Annotated in this window: 16 protein-coding genes; 2 read left to right on the top strand and 14 right to left on the bottom strand. The window is 59.2% G+C overall.

The genetic code is table 11. The annotated features are described in order from the left end of the window. Positions 1-682: 682 nt before the first annotated feature. Together ACIN8IBEIGE_RS12145 and cptA are read left to right on the top strand one after the other, a co-directional pair. Positions 683-1,924, top strand: a complete 1,242-nt coding sequence (locus ACIN8IBEIGE_RS12145; protein ID WP_160014853.1) for a M23 family metallopeptidase — start codon at positions 683-685, stop codon at positions 1,922-1,924. Between the two features lie 197 nt (positions 1,925-2,121). After that, the gene (gene cptA / locus ACIN8IBEIGE_RS12140; RefSeq protein ID WP_160014852.1) at positions 2,122-3,876 is read left to right on the top strand and encodes a phosphoethanolamine transferase CptA; all 1,755 of its coding nucleotides are present in this window, start codon (positions 2,122-2,124) and stop codon (positions 3,874-3,876) included. 84 nt (positions 3,877-3,960) lie between these two features. Here cptA and ACIN8IBEIGE_RS12135 read toward each other — a convergent pair whose 3' ends face one another. From ACIN8IBEIGE_RS12135 to ACIN8IBEIGE_RS12070, 14 genes are all read right to left on the bottom strand, one after another. Further along, on the bottom strand, positions 3,961-5,037 hold the full coding sequence (locus ACIN8IBEIGE_RS12135) for a polyamine ABC transporter substrate-binding protein (RefSeq protein ID WP_160014851.1): 1,077 nt from the start codon (positions 5,035-5,037) through the stop codon (positions 3,961-3,963). A 78-nt stretch (positions 5,038-5,115) separates the two neighbouring features. Further along, positions 5,116-5,457, bottom strand: a complete 342-nt coding sequence (locus ACIN8IBEIGE_RS12130) for a cupin domain-containing protein (protein ID WP_160014850.1) — start codon at positions 5,455-5,457, stop codon at positions 5,116-5,118. Positions 5,458-5,472: 15 nt separating this feature from the next. Then, on the bottom strand, positions 5,473-6,879 hold the full coding sequence (locus tag ACIN8IBEIGE_RS12125; RefSeq protein ID WP_160014849.1) for an FAD-binding oxidoreductase: 1,407 nt from the start codon (positions 6,877-6,879) through the stop codon (positions 5,473-5,475). Between the two features lie 48 nt (positions 6,880-6,927). Then, the gene (locus ACIN8IBEIGE_RS12120; RefSeq protein ID WP_160016371.1) at positions 6,928-7,749 is read right to left on the bottom strand and encodes an AraC family transcriptional regulator; all 822 of its coding nucleotides are present in this window, start codon (positions 7,747-7,749) and stop codon (positions 6,928-6,930) included. Positions 7,750-7,817: 68 nt separating this feature from the next. After that, positions 7,818-9,299 carry a right-handed parallel beta-helix repeat-containing protein gene (locus tag ACIN8IBEIGE_RS12115; protein ID WP_160014848.1) on the bottom strand — a complete coding sequence of 494 codons (1,482 nt, stop codon included), beginning with the start codon at positions 9,297-9,299 and terminating at the stop codon, positions 7,818-7,820. Between the two features lie 15 nt (positions 9,300-9,314). Next, positions 9,315-10,427 carry a polysaccharide lyase gene (locus ACIN8IBEIGE_RS12110; protein ID WP_160014847.1) on the bottom strand — a complete coding sequence of 371 codons (1,113 nt, stop codon included), beginning with the start codon at positions 10,425-10,427 and terminating at the stop codon, positions 9,315-9,317. Further along, positions 10,418-11,836: an alginate biosynthesis protein AlgX gene (locus tag ACIN8IBEIGE_RS12105; RefSeq protein ID WP_256665133.1), complete on the bottom strand. Its 1,419-nt coding sequence runs from the start codon at positions 11,834-11,836 to the stop codon at positions 10,418-10,420. Before ACIN8IBEIGE_RS12105 ends, ACIN8IBEIGE_RS12110 begins: the two co-directional genes overlap by 10 nt. A gap of 34 nt (positions 11,837-11,870) precedes the next feature. Next, a complete protein-coding gene (locus ACIN8IBEIGE_RS12100; protein WP_160014846.1) occupies positions 11,871-12,518 on the bottom strand; it encodes an alginate O-acetyltransferase AlgF in 648 nt (215 codons plus the stop codon). A gap of 12 nt (positions 12,519-12,530) precedes the next feature. Continuing rightward, positions 12,531-13,634, bottom strand: coding sequence for an alginate O-acetyltransferase (locus ACIN8IBEIGE_RS12095; protein ID WP_160014845.1), 1,104 nt, complete (start codon positions 13,632-13,634; stop codon positions 12,531-12,533). A 9-nt stretch (positions 13,635-13,643) separates the two neighbouring features. Beyond that, complete coding sequence (locus ACIN8IBEIGE_RS12090; RefSeq protein WP_160014844.1) at positions 13,644-15,077, bottom strand: MBOAT family protein; 1,434 nt, start codon at positions 15,075-15,077, stop codon at positions 13,644-13,646. A gap of 17 nt (positions 15,078-15,094) precedes the next feature. Next, positions 15,095-16,486 (bottom strand): alginate export family protein, encoded by a 1,392-nt coding sequence (locus ACIN8IBEIGE_RS12085; protein WP_160014843.1) that lies wholly within the window; start codon positions 16,484-16,486, stop codon positions 15,095-15,097. Beyond that, on the bottom strand, positions 16,483-17,958 hold the full coding sequence (locus ACIN8IBEIGE_RS12080) for a sel1 repeat family protein (protein WP_160014842.1): 1,476 nt from the start codon (positions 17,956-17,958) through the stop codon (positions 16,483-16,485). The genes ACIN8IBEIGE_RS12085 and ACIN8IBEIGE_RS12080 overlap by 4 nt, the downstream gene beginning before the upstream one ends. 8 nt (positions 17,959-17,966) lie before the next feature. Beyond that, entirely contained in the window at positions 17,967-19,112 is a 1,146-nt protein-coding gene (locus ACIN8IBEIGE_RS12075; RefSeq protein WP_160014841.1) for a PilZ domain-containing protein, read from the bottom strand. Between the two features lie 17 nt (positions 19,113-19,129). Next, positions 19,130-20,662 (bottom strand): glycosyltransferase, encoded by a 1,533-nt coding sequence (locus ACIN8IBEIGE_RS12070; protein ID WP_160014840.1) that lies wholly within the window; start codon positions 20,660-20,662, stop codon positions 19,130-19,132. Between the last annotated feature and the right edge of the window lie 36 nt (positions 20,663-20,698).

Below are 20,698 nucleotides of genomic sequence, written 5' to 3'. Positions count from 1 at the left end.
TCCATTAGCGACGTTTGTCGCGATACCTGTCGGGTGCTTGGGCCGAGAGTATCGAGGTGTTGATCGCTCAGTAATTACCGCTCGTCATTGTTTTGTCGCCGTATTTTTGGCGGCTTTTTGAAGGGCTCGTTGCGAAATCTATCTACCAGCTGTTGCGTAACGGTTTTCCCGTTTTACGCTGTGATGGGCTGTGCGATGCACTGGGTTTTTACCGGTGAGGGCATATTGCAAGGATGTGCGCGAGGTCTCGAATGGCAGCCGCTGCAGTTCGTTTGCCAGCCCGGCGTTTCTCCTGCGAGGCCCAGCAGGTGTGGCATGCCTCGTTGAGCTTCGCCGCTTTGCTCTTCAACAAAGCACCGCTTGCCGCGCAGTGCACAATTGCTACAGGGCCAAATAAATCTGCCATTTTCTTCTTTTGCAATTCACGTCGGTGCATTTACTAAACGTCGCGGCACGTTTTTTTTACAAATATTTCAACCTAACTATTAGTGCAAATGGTTTTAGTTATGCCTCGTCTTATTTCTTGCTAGTTAACTTCTGTTGTCTACTCTCCCGGTGCCTGTGTTGTGTTTGGAGATACGAGCGCTGCATAAGTTTTCATGTGGGCCGCGTGCGTAGTTGGATGCATGGGCGTGGTGATTTTATGGAGTAACATTGGATTATTACCATTGAGGGATAGGTGATGAAGGGACGCACTTGTATAGCTTCTAACTTTGTAATTTTTTCCTGCTTGGGCTTGGGCGCAATAAATACGGGCGCTATTGCCAGTGAAATAAATCAGCCGGCCTTTAATTATTCAGCGCAAGAGATACAGCGCTTGCTGCCAGCCAGCGGCGATGTGCTTTTTAGCAACGAGCTGTTTCTGTATGGGCGAGATGCCGAGGCGTTTGACCTTGCCGGTTATCTCGCGGTGCATGCGCCTCTGCTACGTGACAAGCAGGAGCTGATAGCCCACTGGAGCGGTTACTACAGCATCAACCCTAAAGTTGTGCTGGCGCTTATGGAGCTTAAAAGCGGGCTGATGTCTGCACCCAGCCAGGAGAAGTTGCAGGCACCTTTTGCGGAGTTGTCGACGGCGAGTGGTTTTGCCGGGCAGTTGCGCGATGTCTTGCAGCAGCTATCGCAACGGTTCTACGGCTTTGAGGCCTACCAACGGCGACACGCTCATCCTGGTGTTAAGGATATAGGGGATTTGAATGCTGCCAGCGCAGCGCTGTTAGGGGTACTGCAGGCCGCCAATAGTGAGCCTGTGGTGCTCAAGAAAGCACCTTCGCTGCAAGTCTTTACTCAACACTTTGCCCAGCTGTTTAGTACGCCTCCTGAACAGTTGCGCAACGTTGAATCGAGTCGAGAAATGGCGCTAGCGGCTAATGCGCTGCCGCCGAGCAACATGCTGCAGTTACCCTGGTATCAAGGTTATTCCTGGCAATCAAATGGCGCGCATTCTCACACTGGCTCGGGCTCGCCGTACTCCTCCATCGATGTGTCCTACGACTGGCCGGGTTGGGGCGCCCAGACATACAGCGTGGCGGCGGCACATGGCGGTCGCGTCAGTGTATTGTCGCGTTGTCAGGTAAGGGTCACTAACGCAAATGGATGGTCGACCAACTATTATCATATGGACAATATTCGGGTGAGTAATGGGGAAACTGTTACGGTAAATACCAAGTTAGGGGTGTATGCGGGTAACCGAAATACCGCACTTTGCGAGGGCGGAAGTTCAACAGGGCCGCATCTGCATTTTTCGCTTTTATACAATGGCAGGTATGTCTCATTGCAGGGCGTTAACTTGGGAGTGTTGCGTGTATCTGTAGGCTCCTACAATTACGACAATCAATGCAGTCGCTTCAATTTCTACAATCTAAATACGGGGGATTATCAGTGCGCATGGAGTGGGCTGTATAACGCTGGGCCGTTGAACTAGCCATATTGACGGTATGTCTTTGTGGCTATTGCCAAGAGTTAGTGGCGTAGCGCGGTTGAAGAGCCCCTGCAGGTGAGTGCCGTGGGGGCTTTTTCTTGGGTGGGCAAAAAATTGCTCACTCCGGCAGTGTGTTTGACGGAATTTTCACAGGCTGGCTGGCATAAGGGTGACGGATATTTAGGTGTCATGAGGTCGCCATGTCAGCAGCATTGCAAGTGTCGCCACGTCAGCGCGTGGATTGGGCCGGTTTAGGTTGGGCTTTTTTGTTCTTTTGGTATTTCTCTGGCGTTACCCAGTTACTGATCCAGCTGACCGGTACCGCTGGTTTTTCCGGTTTCCGTCAGGCCTTGCTGGCCAGTGCGCTGTGGCTGGTGCCGTTGTTGCTGTGGCCGGCCCGCGCCCGCCAGTTGGCTGCGGGTATTGGCGCGCTGCTGTGGCTTTGCTCGTTAGGCAGCTTTGGCTATTTCCTGGTGTACGGTCAGGAGTTCTCGCAGAGCGTGATTTTCATCATGTTCGAGTCGAACCTGAATGAGAGCCGCGAATACCTGATCCAGTACTTCTCCTGGTGGATGCTCCTGGCATTTGCCGCCTACGGCCTGGGTGGCTGGTTGCTGTGGCGCAAGGTGCGTCCGGTATATCTGTCGCGCCCTGGCGCATTATTCGCCGCGGCCTTGGCAATATTTGTGTCTGTGGGTTATCCGGCGCTACGCCAGTTCAGCAAGCATGACAGTTGGCAGGCGGGGTTTGATGATTTTGCCCAGCGCATCGAAACAGCGACGCCTTGGCAGCTGGCTGTGGGTTACAAGAATTACCGCGAGCAGTTGGCCAATATGCAGGTGCTGTTGGCGGAGAACGCCAGCATTCCACCCTTGGCCAACTTGCAAGATGCGCATGCCGGGCAGCCGGCCACGTTGGTTTTGGTGATCGGTGAATCGACCAATCGCCAACGCATGAGCCTGTATGGCTACCCGCGTGAGACCACCCCGGAGCTTGATGCACTGCGTGATCAGTTGCAGGTGTTCGATAACGTGGTCACCCCGCGCCCTTACACCATCGAAGCGTTGCAGCAGGTTCTGACCTTTGCCGATCAGGAGCACCCGGATCGCTACCTGACCACGCCATCGGTGATCAACCTGATGAAGCAGGCGGGCTACAAGACTTACTGGATCACCAACCAGCAGACCATGACCAAACGCAACACCATGCTCACCACGTTCTCTGAGCAGGCTGATGAGCAGTTCTACCTGAACAACAACCGTGAACAGAACGCCCGCCAGTATGACGGTGACGTGCTGGCGCCTTTTGCCAAGGTGCTGGCCGATGCGGCGCCGCGCAAATTTATCGTGGTGCACCTGCTGGGTACACACATGAGCTATCAGTATCGCTATCCGCCTGAGTTTGAGCGCTTTACTGATCGCGCCGGTGTGCCGGCAAATGTAACGGGCGATCAGTTACCCACTTACAACAGCTATGACAATGCGGTGTTGTACAACGACCATGTGGTGGCCAGCCTGATCAAGGGTTTGGCGGGGCACGAGCCAAACGGCATGTTGCTGTACTTGGCGGACCACGGCGAAGCGGTATTCGATGCATCCAAGCCCGATGTGTTGGGGCGTAATGAGGCCGCACCCACCAGTCCGATGTATACCGTGCCGTTTATTGTCTGGAATTCGCCGCAGTGGCAGGCGCAGCAGCCCCGGGATTTCACGGCCACACTGTCGCGGCCTTACAGTTCGGCGCACTTTATCCACACTTGGGCTGATCTTGCCGGGCTGCGCTTTGATGAATATGACGCGCATAAAAGCCTGGTCAGCAGTGACTTTCAACCAATGCCGCTACTGATTGGCAATCCCGCGCAACCCAAGAGCTTGATTGATTTCAGCCTGATCAAGCCCAAGACCAGTGCGGGGAGCTTGGCTCAGCGCGAGAGCACCCAGGCAGCCGAGCTTTAATTACTGCCCATGGCAAACAAAAAGCCCCCGTCAGCCAATGTTGACGGGGGCTTTGTTTTGGCCGTGATGCAGCCTCTACGAGGCTTAAATCCCGCTTTTGACCTTGCTCCAGATGCGTGTGCGCACGCGGTCGATCTTCAATGGCATGGCCTCCAGGGCGTAGAGGTTATCCATCGCGTCCTGCGGCGGGTAAACCGTGGCATCGGCTTTCAGTTTGGGGTCAACCAGGTTGTCGGCGGCGCTGTTGCCGTTGGCGTATTGCACGTGGTTGGTGATCTGCGCGATTACCTCGGGTTGCAGCAGGTAATTCATAAAGGCGTAGGCCGCTTGTTGGTTGTTGCTGTCGACCGGCATGGTGACCATGTCGAACCAGATGGGCGTGCCTTCCTTGGGAATGACGTAGTTAATGTTGATGCCATTGTTGGCTTCAGCGGCGCGGTTGCCGGCCTGCATGATGTCGCCGGAGAACCCCACGGCCATACAGATATCGCCATTGGCCAGGTCGCCGACGTATTTTGAAGAGTGGAAATAGCGCACGTTCTTACGCATCTCCATCAGCAGGGCTTCGGCTTTTGCATAGTCCTCTGGGTTCTTGCTGTGGTGCGGCAGGCCGAGGTAATGCAGGGCGATCGGCAGCAGCTCGGGGTCATTGTCGAGAATCGCCACGCCGCATTGGCTGAGCTTGGCCAGGTACTCAGGCTTGAAAATCAGGTCCCAGGAGTCGAGCGGTACATCCGCGCCAAGCACTTCGCGCACCTTGGCGACGTTATAGCCGATCCCGGTGCTGCCCCACAGGTAAGGGAAGCCGTACTGGTTGCCAGGGTCGTTGGTTTCCAGCGCCTTCATCAGCACCGGATTGAGGTTGTTCCAGCCCGGTAGGCGGCTCTTGTCGAGCTTCTTCAGCGCGCCGCCCTGGATCTGCCGAGCCATGTAGTGGTTGGACGGAAACACCACGTCATAGCCGGAGCGCCCGGCCATCAGTTTGGCATCCAGGGTTTCGTTGCTGTCGTAAACGTCGTAGTGGCTGGCAATCCCGCTGTTTTGCTCAAATTGCTTGAGGGTGTCAGGCGCGATGTAGTCGGTCCAGTTGTAGATACGCACAGTTTCTGCGGCCTGACTGACGCTGCTTAACAGCAGCAGAGGAAGTAACTTCTTCAGCATGGGAATACCTCATCGTTTTTATCGGTGTTGTCGAAGTGGCAGTAGCAAGTGAAAGGCGTTGGCCTGCGCTGGGCCGGGTTATTTCAGGAGGACGAAGCTCTTGCGTACGGTTTCCTCGATATCCCAGATGCCGAAGGTGTTGGCGGGCAGCAGCAGGGCATCGCCAGCCTGGATGTGCATGGGCTCGCCGCCATCTGGCGTGAAGGTGCAGCGCCCAGTAATGAAGTGACAGAACTCCTGTTGGGCGATTTGCCGCCGCCAGCGGCCCGGTGTGCACTCCCAGATACCGGCGGCAACGCCATCGGCGTGTTCGATGTCATGGCTGCTGGTGATAGCGATAGGTTCGCCGAGCGGCACGGCTACCGGGTTGCTGTCTGGCAACGCTAGCTGCGCGGTGTTCTTGAAGTGTTCGATGCTCATGAAACTCTCCGGGGGTTAACGCATGAATTTTTCCATGGTGCCGGCCAGGTTGCTGGCCAGCTTGCGCCGCCAGGGCGGGCTGTGGGGGTTGGCGAGTACGCGGTCTTCATGCACGAAGCTCTGGATGATCGCGTTGTAGCCGAGCCAGCGCAGCGGCTCCGGCTCCCAGCGCGGCAGCTGGTTGAGGGGCAGATTACCGAGCACCCAGGGCTGGCGGGTCAGTTCGCTTTGCTGATCGAGAATCAGGTCAGCAAGAGTGCGCCCGCCGAGGTTGCTGGCGCCTACCCCTTCGCCGCCGTAACCGCCGGACAGGGCGATACCATTGCGCCGGTCCACCAGCATGTGTGGCCGAAAGCGCCGGGCCATACCCAGGTTGCCGCCCCAGGCATGGGTGATACGCACCTGCTTGAGTTGCGGAAACAGTTCGCTGAACAGATAGCGGCGCAGGTCGCGCTCATCCTCGCTGAGGTTGAAGTCGGTGCGTAAGCGGCCGCCAAAGCGGTAGCCGCCACGGGCGCCGAACACTAGGCGGTTGTCGGCGGTGCGCTGGCCGTAAGTAACCTGCCGGCTGTTTTCGCTGAAGGCCTGGCCGCGCTCCAGGCCGATGTCGGCCCAGACTTCTTTGGGCAGCGGCTCGGTGGCCACCAGCAGACTTTGCACTGGTAGTTGGTGTTTACCCAGGGGCGGCAGGCTGGCGGCGTACCCCTCTACGGCGGGCACTATCCAGTCAGCGCGGACGCTGCCGCTGTCGGTGCGCACCAAGCCGGTTTGCCAGTCGATCACCCGGCTTTGCTCATACAGCTCGACACCCATGGCTGCTACACAGCGGGCGAGGCCGCGTACCAGCTTGGCCGGTTGGATGGTGGCGCAATGCGGTGTGTGAATCGCGCCGAAGGCGTTGGCCAGCTGCAATTGCTTGCCGAGGTCAAAGGGGGTCAACCAGCGGTAATCGTTTTCATCCAGGCCCAGGGCGCGCAGTTCGGCCAAGTGGCTGCGCAGGCTGGTGAGTTGTTCGGGGTAGCGCGCGGCGCAATACAAGACGCCAGCTTTGCGGTAATCACAGGCGATCTGCTCACGCTGCAGCACACTGGCGACTTCATCAGGGATGCCATGCAGCAATGCATAAGCGCTCTGCCGAGCGGTGGGTGACTGCTTGGCGAGCATGCTGTCCTGGCCGAGCAGGTTGCCCATCAGCCAGCCGCCATTACGCCCGGAGGCGCCGAACCCGGCAATCTCACCTTCGAGGATGACGATGCGCAGGTGTGGCGCCTGGCGCTTTAGGTAATAGGCGGTCCACAGGCCGGTATAGCCGGCACCGATGATCGCTACATCCGCGTGCAGGTCTTCGGTCAGCGCAGGGCGGGCGGTCAGCGGTTCGTCCAGCTGATCCATCCATAGGCTGAGGGAGCGCCATGGGCTCATCGTGATCTCCGGCAAGTGAGTAGCGTTGCGCAGAGAGTAGGAGAGCGATCAAGGCGTGTCTTGTGTGCGTGCCCGCAAGGAAATTTGTTTGAGGTAAGCCTTGGGTGACAACCCGGTATGTCGGCGGAAGCAACTGTAGAAGGCTGATAGCGAATTGAAGCCGGCGGCGAACGCCTGTTCATCCATGCGCTGTAGGTCGTTGCCCGCGTCTAAACCCGCCAGCAGGTGCTGCAAGCGCTTCTGGTTGATATAGCGGTAGAAGCTTTGGCCGAGCACCTGGTTGAGCAGGTGGGAGATCTGGTTGCGGCTGTAACCTGTGGCGGTGGCAACCTGTTGCAGGCTGAGCTGCGGATCGAGGTAGACCTGGGCGCGCTGCATGTAGTCTTCCAGGTCCTGGGCCAGCAGACCCAGCTGGCGGGCGCTGAGGCCGAGGCGGCTGAGTGCTGGGCGGGAGTCACCGGCGGTAATCTGTTCGCGTTCTTCGCGCATCAGCGTGGCGTATTCATGGATGCGCCAGATCAGCCCGTCACGCACGGTGATGGCTTCGCCAGTGTGGAATGCCAGCAGTCCGCCACTGCCCTGCAGGCTGATGCGGTACTGGATAAATGCGGTATGCCCGTCGATGCGTATGCGGTCGGTGTGCTCCAGCGCTTCACCAGGCTGGCGCGGCAGGTTGTTGCGCACGTACTCGCGCAGCTCGGCAAAGCCCATGCAGCGCTGCTGAAAGAAGTCGTGGTACTGGATATCCGGGTGATACAGCGCCATCACCGCGTCGAGGTCGCGGTCTTTCCAGCTGAAGTGATAACGCATCACCGTAGCGCGGGTGCGCTCGGTCTGCTGGGCGTCATCGGGGAAGTCGGAGTTGTCCATGCCGCCCAGCTTGCCCGAGGCCTGGGCGCAGCTCAATCCTGCTGTCGCTGCGCCTTTACCTCAGGCACTTAGTTGTTGCAGGTGGGCGCACCTGAGGTGTCGGCTGCCCCGGCCAGGCTCTGGGAAATCTGCAGGTGACAGTTACGCCGCACCGTGCTGTCGAGCACCTGGCTTTGCAGGGGGAGCAGATCGCCGGTCAGCAGGTTCTGCAGCAGCGGGTTGGCGCGGTAGTGATTGTCCCCGAGCACCGTATTCTGCATGCCTTCCACACGGATCATGGCCTTGCCAATGCCTTCCAGCGTATTGCCGGTGATCACCAGTTGCCCGGCAGTCAGCTTGGCGTTACGCAGGCTGATGGCGTATTCCGGCGTAGACAGGATGCGGTTGCCGAGGATGAATGCGCCGTTCAGCTCGCCGGCATCGATGGCACTCAGCCGGCTATTGGCGATCAGGTTGTCCTCAATCAGCAAGGCCGCGCTACCGTTGAGGCGGCGCAACATCAGGCCATAGCCATTCGAGGCGCCCAGGCGGTTGCCTTTGATCAACAAGGCTCCTGCTTGATCACTGACTTCGATTGCGCTTTTACCGGAGTGCAGGATCAGGTTGTTCTGAATACGCCCGCTACTGCTGCCACTGATGCGGATGGCACTGTTGTGCTGCACGCCGTCTATACGGTTGTCGGCGATCAGGAAGCGGCTGTTGCCAAGATCGATAGCGTATTGCTGTTGCTTGTTGAACTGGTTATCGCGGATCAGCGCATCGCTGTGGCGCAGCTCCAGTGGGGTCGACATGCCTTCGAAGTGGCTATTGCTCACCTGGATGCGGGCTACCGGGCTGGTTGGCGATTGCTGAGTGCTCAGACCACTGCTGATGCCCCGCGAGAAGTTGGCGTTATAGCCGATTTTTACCAGCTGCGAATTATCGACCTGCAGGCGGCTGCCGGCCCAGTTCATGATAAAGGGGCGGGTTGGCCGGTCGGTGGCCGGGGCGCGTCCGTCGCTCCAGCTCTCCAGGCGCGATCCTTGTACACGCAGCACGCCCTGGTTGATCAGCGCAGTGCCGGAGGGGCCAAAGAGGTACAACACCTGATTGTCGATCAGCAGGGCAGCGTCTTCGGCAATCATCAGCGGGTAGCTGAGCAGGTAGCCATCTTCATGTCGGCGCAGGGCCTGCGGGTTGTTCAGCTGGGCCTGCAGCTGCGCCAGGGTCACGGCACCACCACGAATCACCACGGCACGTGGGTGTTGCGCCTGGTAACCGGCAATCGCGCGGAACAGGCCGTTATGCACAAAGGGTTCGAAAGGCCAGCTGCCAGCCTGTGCCGAGTACATCGGCTCCAGGCTGGCACTGCCGCGCGCGGTAGGCGCACGCAGGTCGAAGGTCGGCGGCTGGCTTTCATCCAGGGTGCGCTGGCGAACCTCTTGCTGTTGCTGTTGCTGCCATCGCGGGTCCAGCGTGTGCAGTGTGGCCGGGGCGGACTGGGCCGCCAGGCTGCAGCCGAAGCTGGTCGCCAACAGCAGGAAACGGCAGAAGGACAGTGCCTGTGACATGGGTTCCATCCTGGGTCAGTTGAGCTGGAGGTAAAGCGGCCTGAGGTCGCCGCCTACCTGGCTGTAGTGGTTTATGTCTTCGCCGTACTCCTGGTACAAGCGTCGGGCCCACTGGTGCTGCGGGTAGCGGCTGAGGAAGGGCAGTAGCCAGACCATCTTGTGTTCGCCGACATCCTCCTGACGCGTCGTCAGTTCCGCCAGGGTGTCAGGCTCAAGTACGGCGCGGGCGGCAAAGTTGGCAAGGCGGGCGAATTTCTCGCGCTCCTGCACCGTCAGCGCGCGGTTGTTCAGTTCGGCGGCTTCCACCAACAGCACCAGAGGTACCAGCGCGTAGTGGCTGTAGTCGGCCGCCAAGCGGCCCCGTGCGACTTCCAGTGGCAGGTAGTCGTAATCGCCCTGGCCTGGGGTGAGCTGGGTAAAGGCGCGGCGCAAGGCAACATCGGCCCATGCCAGAGCCTTGTCATCGTTGAGCAGCATGCCCGTGGCCGCGACAGCCCATGCCGCCCAGTAGTCGTGGTTGTTGAAGTAGATGCCAGGGTCATAGCGGCGCGGTTCGTATTCCGCGACCACTTTGTCCGATAGCTGGCCAAGCCAGCGCGCCTGGGCCTCGCTCAGCTGGTAGCGCTGATCACTCAGGGCCTGCACCTTGAGCAACGTCGAGGCGATGGCGGCCAGGGCCCATTTGCGCGAAGCGACGCCGGTCTTGCTGGCATCATCGCTGAGCAGCGCGGATTGGTTGGCCCAGGCATCCAGCCACTGATCCAGGCAGGCCAGTGCAGTATTCGCCTCGCTGGCCTTGCGGGTGCGTTGGAACACCTGGCCGGCTTTGACCAGGCCACCGATGTACTGTTGCACCTGTTTGCGGATGCGCTGGGTGTCCTTGCTCTGGCGCTGAACCAGCTTGGTTTTGCTCGCGTCGCTCTGGTCGTACTTGCTGTCGAGTTGCAGGTGTCCGGTATAGGCAGCAGGTGGTTTTTTCGGGCACTGCTCGCTGCGGTAGTCTGTGACCAGTTGCGCCGCTGCGGTCGATTGGTTAGCCCAGATCGGTTGTGCTGCACTGGCACTCAGCGGGCTGGCGAGCAGCAGCAGGGCTGCCGCCATGCGGCGGGTCGAGGTGCTCAAAGGCATAGCTTGGTCTCAACCTGGAAGGGCTGCTCGACGACCTGGGTTGGCTCTAGGAACACCGACAGCAGGTTGGCATCACGAAACTCTGCCGCGCGACTGAGCTCCAGGTAGTACTGGCCGCCCGTGACGATGGCTTCACGGCGGAACCACACCTTGTCGCGTGCGCCATTGTCGTAATAGGCAATGATGTAGAAATTCTTGATGTTGGGGTCGCTGATGCGGATGTCGAGCACGGCGTCCAGGCCTTTCAGGGCCTTGCGCCCTTCACCGGCGTTACTGAGCAGTTCCAGGCGATCATTGAGGGCCATGCCCGGGCGCTCTATCTTGCCTTCCAGTACGTTCTCGCTGGCTTTACAGCCGCCATTCACCGCCGGGATCAGCTGGCGGTAGGTCAGCTCGCCATCCAGACGGTAGTTGGCGGGCAGCTCCCAGACGATCAGCTTGGGCGCCTTGTCCGGGCTGTAGTTGGCCGAGAGCAGGTATTCCAGCAGCGAGCCGTCCTGGCCGGCACCAGGCAGGGCGTAGTTGATCAGGTCGCTACCCAGGTAGTCCTTGAGAAAACCATCGAAGTTGAATTGCTTGGTTTCATCTTCACGGGCGGCGGAGTTACTGGTGCCGACCAGGACGATTTCCGGGTCTGGCTGCTCTTCGAACAACTGGGCCGCATCGTTGCTTTCCGGCACGGTCTGGTAGCCAGGCACAAACTGGTAGCCGAAGTGGTTACCGCAAATGCTCGATAAGCCCAGGTTGAGGGTGCCGTCTTTGTACAGGGTCAGGCTTTGCTCGGTTGTATAGCCCTTGCGCGGTAGCTGGGCATAGACCGGGTGCTGGCGAATGGCATCGGCGGTGACCTTGGCGGTGGTCTGTGCGCCAACGGGGGTCCAGTGGTGGTCACGGCGGAAGAAGAAGTCCTTCGGTGGTTGTTCCACCAGGCTCATGATGTCCGGGACGATGGCGCCGGCATCGCGCATCTGCTGCAGGAACCGACTCAGGTTGGCGCTGGCCAGTTGATAGTCAAAGCCATGAGTCTGCCCAGGCAGCAACTGGACGCGGTGCATCAGGCCACGGGTCGGTTGTATTGCCATGGCGACCTGTGTGCCGTGGCTGGCAAAGGCGCGCATCAAACGAGCGAACTCCGGCTGCATCGCTGCTGGGATGCCGAAGTCGTTAGTCAGGTCGACTTCCGAGCGAAACAGCCAACGATCCCGCCCCGGCACGATTTGCTTGAGCAACTTCATGTTGCCTTCGGCGTACTCGGCCGGCGAGCTTAGCCCAGGGCAGATCAGGCACTGCAGATCCGTGCATTGTTCCCTTTTCTCCGCCGGAGCGGCCGCCAAGGCGACTTGCGCACAGGTTGCGAGCAGGCTGCCGAGAGCCAGCGAGAAATAGCGTTTCATGGTCGTCGGGTTCATCGTCCGCTCACTTGTATAACCGCCAGGCCAGGGTTCATTCGGTGGGGTCGATACTGTTGGCCAGGGTAATCGCACGGTAGCCATTGCCTGCGGGCAGCAGGGCATAGCTGTAGGAACGGCCCTTCTTCAGGAACAACTCATCGAAGCTGGCCAGCTTGTCAGCCTCGGCATAAGCGGCGAAAGCGATCTTCAACTCATTGACCATGCGGCTGCCGGTCTGATCGCGGGTGATCATCTCCACCACCACGTGTTGGCCGTCGACCGTCTTCAAGGCCGCTGGTTTCTCGGTGAGGTTGTAGAAAGCGATCTGCGCCTTACGCGGTTCATTGACGAACTGGTCGGCGATCAGCAGCAGTGTGCCGTCACGGTAGATTACGGTGCTTGCGGTGTTGGCTTTCAGCTCGCTTTCCAGTGCCTTGTCGCCCACGGCAATCCGCTGCTTGCCCGGTGCGACGAAGCGATAGCCGCCAAATTGGCCGCTGGTGACAGCCTGGGGTTTGTTCTTACCGCTGAGGGTGACCTCGATATTGCGCTCGCTCAGGTTCAGCACACGGACAAAAGCCGAGTTCGCTGGAGCTACCGCGTCGTAAAGGTCGGCATTACCGTCCTGAGCCGCCTGGCTGATGCTCCAGCTGAATGTCAGTAGCAGTACGCTTAACGCGCGAAGTATGGAAGCCGGCATGAAAACACCTCGTTAATGTTGTGCAGTGGTTGGAATGGCCAAGGCCGAGGGCATCTGGCGCTGGGCGAGTAGGGTGCGCAGGGGGAATTCCCAGATGATCGTTTGCAGGTCGCTGCTTGCGGCCGCCGGGCTGGCGAGGAATTCGTCCATGGACTGGAACGGCCCGCGTGCTTCCAGCGCAACGCTGATCAGGTCACGTTGCAGCGCCTGTTTGAGAAAGCCGATGAAGTTCCAGTCGTCGATGCGGGTATAGCTGGTGCCCACCAGCGCCAGGGACAGGCTTTCGTCACCGAACAGGCTGTCTGCCGCCAGGGGTTGGTTCTGCTTCAGCGTCTCGTAGAGATTGATATGCACCGGTTTGAAGTAGCTTGGATCAAGCCGAGGATCGAATTTCAGGTAGTTGAGCAGGTCACCTTCCACGGCTTTTTCGCTGACCGCACGGGTGACATAGGCTGTGTCTGCGTGTAGCTCAGGGAACTGCAGTGCCAGGGTTTGCGCGGCAAGCTCAGCGCCCTTCGGGCTCCAGTGGGTGTCGTTGCGCAAGAACAGTTGTTCATCTGCCGCAGCTGTCAGATAGGCGCTGCGCAGGTTCACCGTAGCGATGCCACGTTCGCGCAGCGCTTCGCTGAAGCGCTCATACAGGCCGGTGATCTGTTCTGTAGGTGCGTAGGCCGAATGCTGAGCGTAGGTGTCCAGCTTCATCGGGATGGGCAGCAGAATCAGGCGTTTGCCTTGCTGCGCCAGTTGCTCTTGGACTTTGCTGATCTGTGCCAGCTGCTTGTCCAGGTTGCGCTGCAGATTGTTGGGTACCAGATATTCCTGATTGGTAAACAGCCAGCCATCGCGCCCGAGTACGACGCCGCTGGTGCCTTCACGGAATATCGTGTGCTGGATATTGGCCCACAGCTTGACGGACGGGTCGCGCAGAAACAGATTCTTGTCATAGAACTGCTCGAACTGGCGCACCAGCTTGCCGTCGAGAAACAGTGACATGGCTTGGGTCTGGGTGCCGGCGAAGCCGAAAACCGCAGGCAAGGAATACAGGAACATGCCGATTAGCATTACGCAGAAGAGGATGCCATTGACCTTGCTGGCCGAGTTCATCACGGGAAACATGGGGCGTCCTCAGAACTGGAAGTACAGAAAGGGTGAGAAGGAATTGGCTGCCAGACGGCTTAGCGTCAGGATGAAACCAGCCCACAGCAGCAGTGCGTTGACTCCGCCGACATGCTGCATGAAGTACTGATCCTTGTTGGCTCCGGCGTAGTAGCGGATGTTGATGCCGCCGGCGATAACGATCCACAGCAAGGCAATCAGGGTGAACGACAGGGTCATGGCTGAGGTGCCAAACCAGTACATGTCCAGCGAACCAAAACCGTTCAGGCCGATCATGGCCTGGTAAATCTCCAGGCTGTGCGGCAGGTTGCCGGTAAAGAACAGCGGCATGCTCGACAGCAGTAGTGTGCAGGCCCGCACATTGCGCCAGAAGTTGTAGGGCGTGCTGACCTTGGTGGCGATGCCCAGCTTTCGCTCGACCACCATGGCGATACCGAAGAACAGCCCCCAGAAGATGAAGGCGAAGCTCGGCCCGTGCCAGAGCCCGGACAGCAGCATGGTGATCACCAGCCCGGTGAGCATGCCGACCAGGCGTTTGCGCACCAAGGGCATATACACGTAGTCGCGCAGGAAGTCGGCCAGGGTCATGTGCCAGCGTTGCCAGAACTCGGTAATGCTCTGTGCGATATAGGGCTGGTTGAAGTTCTCCGCGAAGCGAAAGCCCATCATCATGCCCAGGCCGATGGCCATATCGCTGTAACCGGAAAAGTCGAAATACAACTGCAGGGCGGAGATCAGCAGGCCGAACCAGGCATCGGCCATCTGCAACTCGCCGCCCCCGCCGATAAACAAGGTGTTCATCGGCGCGAGGGAGTCGGCTATCAGCACTTTCTTGATAAAGCCGAGCATGAAACGACAGGCCCCGAGGGAGAACAGCTCCATGGAGTGGGTGCGGTTTTTCAGCTGCTTGTCGATCAGGCTGTAACGCAGAATCGGCCCGGCGATGAGTTGCGGAAAGATCGCAATGTAGGCGGCGAAGTCGACAAAGCGTTCGGTGGGTTCTGCGTTGCGCCGATAGATGTCGACGATATAGCTCAGCGCCTGGAAGACGTAGAAGGAGATCCCCAGCGGCAGGATGATGTGCTCAAGGGTGAAGGTATTGATGCCCAGCGGCTCCAGTACCGCGACGAGCACATCCGCACCGAAGTTGGCGTACTTGAAATAGCCCAGAGTGGCCAGGTTGCCGGTCACCCCAACGGTTAGCAGACGAAAGGCAATTGTCTTCTCGCCAGCATCCATCCGAGCCTTGATGCGCAGGCCGAACCAGTAGTTCCAGTACGAGATGGCAACGAACAGCAGGAGGAAGTCCGGCCGCCACCAGGCATAGAACAGATAGCTGCCAAGCATGATCACGTACGAGCGCCAGTGATCCTTGGCTGCGTAATAGCAGAGCAGGAACACCGGCAGAAACAGGAACAGGAATACGTTGGAGGCGAAGATCATGCTGGCGCTTCTCTCGGTCAGTAGCTCAAGGTGACGCCAATGGTCAGCTGGTAGTCGTCACCGATCTCCAGCGCACTGCCGGCCCTGAAGTAACTCAGGCTGGTCAGGGTGTTGAGTTGCACGCGCTTGCCGTCATAGGCCAGCGGGAACATGCGCCAGTAATGGTTGATGTCCAGTGCCTGGCCCAGGTGGGAAGAGCGCGTATCGCGGACCTCGCCTTCGGTGGTGGTACGTAGAGGCAGCTGGGCGGTGCTGTTGCGCAGGCGTAGGTCACTCAGGCGGAAATCCAGCGCGGTACGGTCAGTAGGCTGGGTTTCCAGCGCCACGCCATAGAACGCCAGGTTGCTCAGGTTGACCCCGACCAGATTACTGACCAGGCGGCTGCTGTAGCTGAGCGGATCATTGCGCCGATCGGATTGAATGCGATTGAGGTTGAACCCATCGTTGCCGCTGTCATCCGGACGATCAGTGATGCCTGCCGTGAGGGCAAACCGAGGGGTCCACGGCAGAGTGTCAAAGCGCTTGCCGATGTCACCCACTACGGCCCAGCCTTGTTTGTCGCCGCTCTCGCGCAGGCCATTGCTTTGCGTGGTTTCAAAATCGCCGTCGAGTGCGGCAACTTCCAGGTGGTAATCGCTGATCAGGGGCGTCAGCTGGCGAGTATCGCCGCGTAGAAATACGCCGTAGCGCAGGCCGTCGAAGTCCTGGCGATCATCCCGTGAGCTGCCCGAGTAATCATCTTCGTGCAGCAGACGAGCGCCGAGCCAATGGTCGGCATGCCAGCGCCAGGCGTACTCGGCCATCAGATAGCGAATCTTCTTGTCGCGCGGGTCGAGTCGGTTGTCGTCCGAATTGTAGTAGTAGAATTTTTCGCCAACCGCGACAAAACCACTGGCGAAAGTGTCGTTGTAGTCCAGGCGCAGGGCTTCCAGGCTGTCGTCCCACCAGATGCCAAAGCGATCACTGAAGCGCTGACGGCCGAAGGTCAGCGAGAAGCGTGGATCGTCGCCCAGCAGGTTACGCCGCACATAGAATTCGCGAGCTTCGGCATAGGCGTGGCGCCGGCTCGACTGGCTGTCACTGTTGCCCTCGGTGTCCTGCAGTGCATTCGGGTCGGTGTCGTAGTTCAGCCACAAACGGCCGAACGCTTCCCACTTCGCCCAGCGTTGTTCGGGCGAGTACCAGCGGTAGGAGGGTTCATAACGCAGGCTGAAGAAGCTGCGGCGATCTTCGCCCAGGCGTGTTTCGTCAGGGCCGTAGCCGCTGCGCAGGAACAGTTTGTGGGTCACCAGCGAAGTAACGGGCTCCAGCTCTGGTGTGGGTGCGACGGCTTCTTCGGCATGCAGCGTGGCCAGCGGTAGGCATGCAAGCACCAGTGTCACGGGGCCGAAAGTGATGTTGAGTCTCACAGTGCTGATTCCTCGATAAGGCGATTGCCGTCGGCAGTGGCTACATCGCGCTGCAGCGGGGTGATGCGCGTCTGCAGGGCCAGCATCAGGTCTGTGGCGCGTTGGTCACCCAGTTCGTGGGCGGCATAGGCGAAGGTGTAGGCCTTGGCGTTATCGCGACAAATGGCGCGGCCGTAGGTGTACAGCCGGGCGATGCGTAGCAGGGCGTTGACGGAGCCTTTTTGTGCTTCCTGCATGTACAGCGCCAGGGCGCGGTCCTGGTCGGGCTCGTCCAGCCCGCCCTGGCTGTACAGGTCACCTTCGAGCAGCACGGCTTCTTCGTAGTGTTCGGCCTGTAGCTCGGCAATCAGGCGTTGGCTCAACAGTGGGTCGAGCGTGCGCCATAGCACCAGATGAAAACTGGCGCGCAAGGCTTTTATGCGCTGCGGGGTGATCGGTTGCTCCCGCTCGGCCATGCTCAGGGTCAGGTTTTCGCCCTGGCGTTGCTCCAAACGCTGGATCAGGGCTTCGACCGGCTCAGGGCCATAGCGGTCCGGGGCGGTCATCAGGAAGCCGGCTTTGCTCAGCATGGCCGGGCCGAAGTCGCGCTCAATGGCATTGTCCAGCCATTGCAGGACTTCACGATCGAGTTGTTCGACCAGGCTGGCGTGTGCCTGCGCCTTGAGGTCGCGAGCTTTCACTTCCTCGGGTGTATCCGCACGGTTCTGCGGGCGGCTGTTGTTGTAGGCGCTGATTTCGGAGTTACGCACGTTGGTCAGCTGTTGGCCAATGCGGTGCACCAAGTCAACCGGTAGCGCCTGCATGCGCAGGCTCAATTCGCTGGCGAAAGCGCGAAAGCGCGCATTGCGTTCTTCCCCGAGGAATTCGTAGTAGCGATACACCGCGCGGGTATCGCTTTCAATGGCCTGCTTGAACCACTTATCGGCATTCGTCCGATCACCGTTATGCACCGCTGCAACCGCGCGATAGAGGGGGGCGTGGCAGTAGATCAGGCAAGCGCGGTCATACAGCTCAATCAGCCGTGCGACCTCAGCCTGCTGAAACAGCTCGGGGTAGACCAGGAACACTTCGAGGCGCGTATCAACGGCAATAAAGTCACGACCTGTAGCGAAGCGCTCAAGCGCTTGGCGGATATAGTCTCGATTGGCCTCGCGTAAACGTGGCTTGTAGTCCACCAGGCGTGCCAGCGGGATCAATGCGCCGATATCACCGCGGCCGTCGGCAAATGCCTGCTTGAACAACCTGATGGCTTGCGCTGCATTGCTCGGGCTGCGGCCGATCAGCACCTCGCCAAGCAAGCGTGTGGCGCCCAGGTCGCCACGCTCTGCCAGATGACGCAGGTCTTCTTCGACCTGCGCCTGGCTGTCCTGGAATAGCGCATAGCGAACTTGCTCAAGACTGCGGGCTGCTTGCACGCCGCCACTCAGTGACAGCGTCAGGGCGGCGGTGCAAATGAGGTATCTGACCTGCATGGGCAACCTCAGTATGTCCAGCGCAGGGGTAGGCCGAGCCCGAAGTCGACAGCTGCCGGCAGCTGATAGGCACTGAGTGGCAGCTCGCTTTCCGGTTTGATGGTCAGTTCGACCATCTGGTTGACCTCGTCCAGGCGGCTGGCCACGATTTCCCCGGCGATGCTGTCGTGGCTACCCAGTACGCGTAGCTCAACCGAGTGCACGCGCTCCAGCTTGTCCAACTTCTCGAAGGGCACGCTGGCCTTGATATGCAGCGGCTGATCCTGCGGCAGCAGATGCATCAACGCTTCCTGCTTGTAGGCAAAGCCATCCATGCGCGGCTTGGGGAAGTACAGGGTGCAATTGCACGGGCTGGCGATCACGGTTTCCACCGTGACGCGGCCGAGCAGTGCCGCCACGTCCGGTGCCGACAGGTCGGCCAGTGCCGCAACATCGGCCGGGCTGGTCAGGCTGCTGGCCAGTTGGGTAGACACGCTGGCCAGCGGCTGGCCGCTGGTAACGCTGGTTTGCTCGGCGTTAATCAAGTATTTGAGGTTGCCGTTCTCCGGCATGCTGACGATGTAAGCATTGGCGCTGACCACGGCTTGTGCTGCAGGCATATGGAAGAACAGCAGATAGCTCTTGTAGAGAATCAGGCTGAGTGCTGCCAGGCCCGCGCTGAGGAACAGCAGGGTGCCCAGTGCTGCTTTCACTCGGTCGCCAGGCGTGCGTGCGCTGGCATGCTTGGTCTTGCGCTCCTTGATGTAGTTTTCGCGCTGCATCACGTTGAACAGGCCGTTGATGTCGGCGATCTCGCCGGACATATAGGCCGAAATGATGTAGCGCAGAATGTCGCGCTTCTGCCGATCCAGCTCGACGAACTCAGCTCCGACTTCCTGGCCGCGCTGTGAAACGATCTTCACCTTGGTGTCGATGTTCAGATCGATCTTGTTCAGCTTCAGTCGAATCGACGCGGTGAACAGGCTGCCGAGCTTCATGGGTTGTTCGATCAACAGGCCCAGGCCACCCAGGGAAATATCCTGTATGTCGCATTCCAGGCCTTTCAGGCCATTGCCTTCGAGGGTAATGCGGGCCGGTATTTTGGTGCGCACGAACTGACGTTCATCAATCGCTTCGTGAACAACATTTGCAGGTAAGACAGTGGTGCTACTCATAGCATTCGCGCCTTTACTTAAGGTTGCGTGATATCTAGCAGGACCGAAATGACCCCGAAGAAGATGGCGATGGAGGACAGCAGCATCGCCTTCGAGGTCCATCGGTTAAGGGCTGCATCGAAACTGACGCTGCCGTTGCTGAGTGTGGTTTTTTGCCGGGTCCAGCTCTGCCGGTCCATGTGGAACATGGTGTAAACCTTCATCACCGAGCCGACGATCTGGTTGTAATACAGAACGAAGGGGTAAATCGGGTCCACCGGGTGCTTGCTGAAGAAGAACAGCAGGGTCACCAGGGTGCGCGACAGCAACACCCAGAACAGGTACAGCAGCAGGTACTGGATACCGAACAGCAGGCCGGCGACGATTGATGCGCTCAACCCCATCAGGCAGGTCCACATGGACACCCGTTGGTCGTAGAGCACGTACATGGTGAATAGGCCGAGGCGCTCCATACCCAGTAATTTGGTGATGCGAAAATTCTGCCGCAGCGAGTTGCCATACCAGCGGTACATCAGTTGGCGTGTTGCGCGCAGGAAGCTGCTGTCTGGTGGATGCTCGACCGTCAGGGTGTGGCTGTCAGGCACGTAAAAAGTGTCCCAGCCCGAACGCATCAGGCTGAACCAGGAGGATTTGTCATCGCCGGTAAGGAACTGGAAGCGTCCCAGGCGCCAGTGATCGAGAAAGTCGGCTTCTACATCTTTGATGAACTCGGGGTCGGTCATCACGCTGGCGCGAAAGAATGACAGGCGCCCAGTCATGGTCAGTACGCGTTTGGAGAGCGCCATCGAGCACATGTTGATGTGCCGCTGGACGAAACGCATGGTGTGCCACTCCTGCATCAGCTTGCTGCCTTCCACCTCGCAGAATTCATTGGTGGTAAGGCCGCCGACGCTGGGCAGGTAAGCGAACATGGTCACTGCGCGCTCGACGCAACCGGGCAGCATCATGGTGTCGCCGTCGACCACACCGACGACTGCCTTCTCCAGCGGCATTTGCCGTGACAGGGCGCGGAAGGCATGGGCCAGACCGTCACGTTTGCCGGTGCCGCGGGCCCGCACGATGATCAGCTTGATGTCATCACGCTCGCGCACTTCCTGACGCATGATGTCCTTGATGAAGTTCTCGTCGCCTTTCTCCACGATCGAGGCAATGACCGTGCACGGCACCTGCAGGCGCTGAACTTCCTGAAACACCGACTGATAGACCTTGTAGGTGGTGTGCGTCGGGATACGGAAACTGGTGACGACCATGAACATATGTTCGGGCAGCGCCGCAGCGCCCATGCGCTCTACCGCTTTGCGCATGCGCGGGAAGCGCCAGTGCAGGAAATACATGCCGCGCATGTAGTGAATCGCCGCATTGCCGTAGCGCCACATGCCCAGGGCACCGATCAGAAAGATGAATTTCTGATGCGACGGATCCAGATAGCTCGGGTCGATCATTTCGGAGGCGAGTGCGATCAGTGCGATCAGGCAGACCCAGCCGCAGAGCTTGCCGAACGCTGGCGAAGTCTCGACCCACTTCAGTGCCCCTACAAAAAACCTAAGCATGCGTCATGCTTCCTCCATTGAAGCCGTTCTCTACCG

Origin of the sequence: Pseudomonas sp. 8BK (assembly GCF_902506475.1) — a bacterium.
GTDB lineage: Bacteria > Pseudomonadota > Gammaproteobacteria > Pseudomonadales > Pseudomonadaceae > Aquipseudomonas > Aquipseudomonas anguilliseptica.
Note: the sequence above shows the minus strand (reverse complement) of the source record. Positions and strands in the feature narration are given on the sequence as shown.